Origin of the sequence: Francisella-like endosymbiont (assembly GCF_003069505.1) — a bacterium.
In the GTDB taxonomy this organism is placed as follows: domain Bacteria; phylum Pseudomonadota; class Gammaproteobacteria; order Francisellales; family Francisellaceae; genus Francisella.
Genome location: NZ_QAPC01000008.1, coordinates 1 through 5,304, shown reverse-complemented (window position 1 = coordinate 5,304; position 5,304 = coordinate 1). Strand labels below are relative to the sequence as shown.

Here is a 5,304-nt window from a genome sequence, read left to right as displayed (position 1 = left end):
AATCCTCTTCTGCTATCTCATCACCTACTTTTACAGATACTTCAATCACATCAACGTTATCATAATCCCCAATATCAGGGATTTTAATTATCTCTATAGACATTAATATCTCCTTACCTAATTAGCTATAAAATGGTGCCATACGCTCTGGATCTATATTGTACTTATCGATCGCATCCTTAACTTTACTAGCTGCAATTTTACCGTCTAGATATAGTGCATATAATGAAGCAACAACAACATGGTATCTATCGACCTCAAAGAAACTTTTTAGCGCTGCACGAGTATCAGATCTACCAAAACCGTCCGTACCTAAGTTTACAAATTTATGTGGTATAAACTCTCTTAACTGATCAGTATAAAGCTTAATATAGTCAGTAGAAGCAATTACAGGACCTTGCTCGTTCTTAAAGCACCTCTCGATATAGCTTTCTTTTTTCTCTGCAGTTGGATGAAGCATATTAGTTCTAGCTACATCTTTAGCTTCTCTATAAAGCTCGTTTGCTGAAGTCATGCTCCAAACATTAGAAGTAATACCATACTCTTCCTTTAACATCTTAGCTGCAGCTTCAACTTCTCTTAGGATAGAGCCAGAACCTAATAACTGCACATGTTTAGCCGCTGGGTTTTTCTCTTCTTCTAACTTATACAGACCTTTGATAATACCTTCTTCACAACCTTTTGGCATCGCTCTATGAGAATAGTTTTCATTCATTACTGTGATATAGTAATATACATGATCACCATCAATATACATTCTCTTCATACCTTCGCCAAGAATTACAGCTAATTCATAAGCATAAGTAGGATCATAAGAGATACAATTAGGGATAAGTCCAGCTTGGATATGACTATGGCCATCCTCATGCTGTAGACCTTCACCATTTAGAGTTGTACGCCCTGACGTTCCACCAATGACAAAACCTTTTGCCATCGAATCACCAGCTGCCCATGCAAGATCACCAAATCTTTGGAAACCAAATATTGAGTAGTAAATCATGAAAGGAATCATGGGCACTTTATGTACACTATATGAAGTAGCTGCTGCAATCCAAGAACAAAAACCGCCTTGCTCGTTGATACCCTCTTGTAAGATCTGACCATCTACTGATTCTTTGTAGAACATCAATTGCTGTTTATCTTCTGGTACGTATTGCTGACCATGCGGATTATAGATACCTAGCTGTCTAAACAAGCCTTCCATACCAAAAGTACGCGATTCGTCAACTGTAATTGGTACAATATGCTTACCAATTTGTTTATCTTTTGCTAATGCTGATAAAATTCTTACAAAAGCCGTAGTAGTTGAGAATTCTCTATCGCCACTATCATCTAATAAGCTCTTAGCAAAATCTTTATAGCTTGGAACTTGTAGTGCTTGCTTATTCTCTAATCTCCTAGGAATATAACCACCTAAGTCTTTTCTCTTAGAATGAAGATACTTCATTTCTGGAAAATTTTCATCTAACTTAATAAGTCTATAGTTTTCAACATCTTCTTTTGTAGCAGGAACACTAAATCTATTTTTAATATACTCAAGTGCATCAGTATCAAGCTTTTTAACATTATGGGCAATATTTTTAGACTCTCCCCACTCACCTAAGCCATAGCCTTTAACAGCCATAGGTAAGATAAGGGTTGGACGACCATTTGCATTTTCTACAGCTTTTTTGTAAGCAGCATAGATTTTAAGTGGATCATGCCCTCCCCGACGAAGTGCTGCTAAATCAGCATCTGACATGTCGTTAGCTAGAGCTTCTAAGTCTTCATCTCCACTAAAGACTACCGATCTACACTCTGCCCCGCCATGTGCTTTAATAGTATGCATCTGACCATCATTTAATGAGCTTAACCTTTCTTGTATTTTTTTGCCTGCTTTTGGATCATTTAATAATTTATCCCAATCACTACTCCACAGTACTTTGATAACGTTCCAGCCTGCACCCATAAATACATCTGCAAGCTCTTCTACAATATTACCATTACCATTTACAAGACCATCTAGTCTTTGAAGATTACAATTAACTACAAAAATAAGATTATCTAGACCTTCACGACCTGCTCTAGTGATAGAACCAATTGACTCTGGCTCATCCATCTCACCATCACCACAAAAAGCCCAAACTCTACGATCAGAAGTTTTAGCTAAGCCTCTTGCCTCTAGATACTTCATAAATCTAGCCTGATAAATGGCTTGCAGAGGACCAAGTCCCATAGAAACTGTAGGAAACTGCCAGTATGTAGGCTGTAAATAAGGATGTGGGTAAGAAGAAACAGCATTTTCGCCATTAAAAGCTTGTTTTCTAAAGTTTTCTAACTGTTCTGCTGTAATTCTACCTTCCAGAAAAGAGCGAGCATAAATAATCGGAGAAAGATGTCCTTGATAGAATATCAAATCACCAGCATGTTCACCATTTGACGCTTTCCAGAAGTGGTTAAAACCAACTTCATAAAGTGTCATAGCACCAGCACCAGTAGCAATATGACCACCTATTGAGCTATCTTTTTTGTTAGCTGCTACTACTATAACTGTAGAGTTCCATCTATTTATAGCTTCGATCTTTTGCTCAAGCTCAATATCACCAGGATAACTAGGCTGTTCAGAAACATCTATAGAGTTAACATATTTTTTAACTTTAACTGTCGCATAAGCATTCTCAAAACCAAGCTCAGAACCTTTATTTAACAATTGTTCAAATAAAAACTTAGCTCTATCAACACCTTCTCTTTTAATGACATCTTCAAAGGCCTCAAGCCATTCTTGGGTCTCTAAAACATCAATATCTTTAGTAAAATCCAACATCCTTTATCCTCCGAATTAATCGAATATTAACGAAATTAAAACTTATTGCCCGATTATAAGCCAATAGATAGACAACATCAACCAGTAACAAGCTTGTTAACTGTTAATATTAGTTAATTATAATCTTGTAAAACTTTATTAAACAACTTTAATAACCTCAAAGATTACTATATGACTTAAATTATGGCTTAGATATTTTCGCTAAAACACTTAGTTTACAAGGCTTTTTACCTTAATTAAATCTCATCAAGGATTTCTTCTAAGCCTATTAAATACTTCTCGAAATATCTTTTTCAAGCCAAGAAGATAAGACTTCGACTTATGCCCAGTAAGATTTTCAACAACCTATTATAAATCACAGACTAATTTATAACTACTAAAATGCTCTCACTATGCTTTTAAATAATCTATAAAAGATAATCAATATTATCTTGATTATCAAACGCATCTAAAACAAAGTCAAAATCTAATGAAAAAGCAATAACTTTAAAGACTTCGACAAGCTTGTTATTAATTAGTAATTCTTTTATATCATTACTGTATTTTAAGCGCTGTTTTGTACTTAAGCGTTGTGATATATCACTAAAGACCTCAGAGATACCAGCTCTTTTGAGAAAATTCGCTTGTGTCATATAGCCATCAAGTTGAAAACCCACTTCAACTGCTACCTCAGTAACAGTTGTAAAATCAACATGGGCAGTAATATCCTGCTCGCCAATATTTATAAATGGTTCAAAATTAACATGATGCTGATGATAACATACTAAATTCCCCATATATCTTTCTTTTGAATAATACAGAGCTCTATGGTAGCCATAATCACATAAAAAAACTATACCCTGTGATAAAACCTCAAGCAAAGACTTAATCCATGGTCGTATCCAAGTGTTTATCTCGCTTATATAACCATCATCAAAGGTCATGCCATCATTTAGAATTCTATTTAACTCATACTCAAACCGAAAATCATTTTGTGGCATGTCAGAGAATTCAAAACTATCGTTTGCAACAATAACACCCTGCTGTATTAATTTATTATTTTTAGATCTAAAAACATCAACAGGCATTGCATCTAAAAGTTCATTAGCAAAGACAATAGCTTTAATCTTTTGTTCAGGTAATTTATTAAGCCAGATAAATCTGTCATATAAATGTGGTGTATTTTCCTTAATGTATCGCTGCTGTCTTAATTTCAGATCATTACTTAACTCTATAATTATGTAATGTTTTGGCAACTTTGCCAAACTCTCAAGCTCATCAATACAATCTGCAGCAAACTTACCATTACCTGCACCAAATTCTATAATACTACAGTCATTACCAAGTTGACAAAGTACAATCGCAAACTGTCTAGCAAAGGTTCGCGCAAATAAAGACGTTTGAGAGGTGGCGGTAATAAAATCACCTTGAGAGGAGATTTTTTCTTTTGTTCCAGAATAATAACCTAGTTGAGGATAGTATAAAGCCATCTGCATAAAATCTCTAAACAGCAGTGGCTGCTTAGATGATTTTATCCGCTCTAAGATAATATTTGTAAGCGACACAAAAATATCAATTTATCATAAAAACTCTAGTTATTTTAAGCTCAAAATGTATTTTATTCAAAAAATATATGACTTTCTAAAAAAAAATATTAAAATTTGTGCTCAAATAATTTTTTACAAGCAAGTTGTAGATGAATTTTATAAATACTTATCCAATTGGTATAACTGGCTGTATTGCAAGTGGTAAATCAACAGCAACAAGAATTCTCAAAGAGAAACTAAACTTAAATATTGTGTGTGCAGATACTATAAGTAGAGAAATCACTAAAAAACCTTCAGTAATAAAAAAAATAGCCGAAAAATTTGGTAATGAAATAATAATGAATAAGCAGATAAACAGAGCAATGCTTAGAGCTATTATTACTGAGTCTAAAGAAGCTAAAAAATGGTTAGAAGATTATCTACATCCAGTAATCAACAAAGAGATAAAAAAACAAGTAAAAGAATCTGACACTGTTATGACGATTGTTGATATCCCACTACTAGGACCATACAACTTTCGTCACTATGACTATCTAAAAAAAGTAATAGTTATCAAAGCAGACCTTGAAACTAGAATTAGAAGACTAATGGAACGTGATGGCAAAAATAGACAACAAGCCGTTGCTTTTATCAATCTACAAATATCTGATAAAGAAAGAGAAAAAATAGCTGATTTTGTCATAGATAATACTGAACTAAGTGATCAAGAATTAGAAAATAAATTAATTGAGACAATTAATGACATAACAAACTTGACTAACTAAAAAAAACTTGACTAACTAAAAATAAGACTATACAATAAGCTCAAGTCTTGCACCCATAGCTCAACTGGATAGAGTACTCGGCTACGAACCGAGCGGTTAGGGGTTCAAATCCCTTTGGGTGTGCCATATCTCAGAAATTTGCGGGAATAGCTCAGTGGTAGAGCACAACCTTGCCAAGGTTGGGGTCGCGAGTTCGAGCCTCGTTTCCCGC

At 34.3% G+C, this 5,304-nt stretch carries 3 protein-coding genes and 2 tRNA genes; 3 read left to right on the top strand and 2 right to left on the bottom strand.

All coding sequences use genetic code 11. The features are described from left to right. Positions 1-121: 121 nt before the first annotated feature. A complete protein-coding gene (aceE, locus tag C9379_RS08560; protein WP_143385398.1) occupies positions 122-2,803 on the bottom strand; it encodes a pyruvate dehydrogenase (acetyl-transferring), homodimeric type in 2,682 nt (893 codons plus the stop codon). Between the two features lie 407 nt (positions 2,804-3,210). Then, complete coding sequence (locus C9379_RS08555) at positions 3,211-4,347, bottom strand: class I SAM-dependent methyltransferase (RefSeq protein ID WP_143385397.1); 1,137 nt, start codon at positions 4,345-4,347, stop codon at positions 3,211-3,213. A gap of 131 nt (positions 4,348-4,478) precedes the next feature. Between C9379_RS08555 and coaE the strand changes: the two genes are divergently transcribed. From coaE to C9379_RS08540, 3 genes are all read left to right on the top strand, one after another. Then, positions 4,479-5,093 (top strand): dephospho-CoA kinase, encoded by a 615-nt coding sequence (gene coaE / locus C9379_RS08550; protein WP_143385396.1) that lies wholly within the window; start codon positions 4,479-4,481, stop codon positions 5,091-5,093. Positions 5,094-5,142: 49 nt separating this feature from the next. Further along, positions 5,143-5,219: transfer RNA gene (locus tag C9379_RS08545), tRNA-Arg, on the top strand. Between the two features lie 14 nt (positions 5,220-5,233). Next, positions 5,234-5,304 (top strand) — tRNA-Gly (locus tag C9379_RS08540).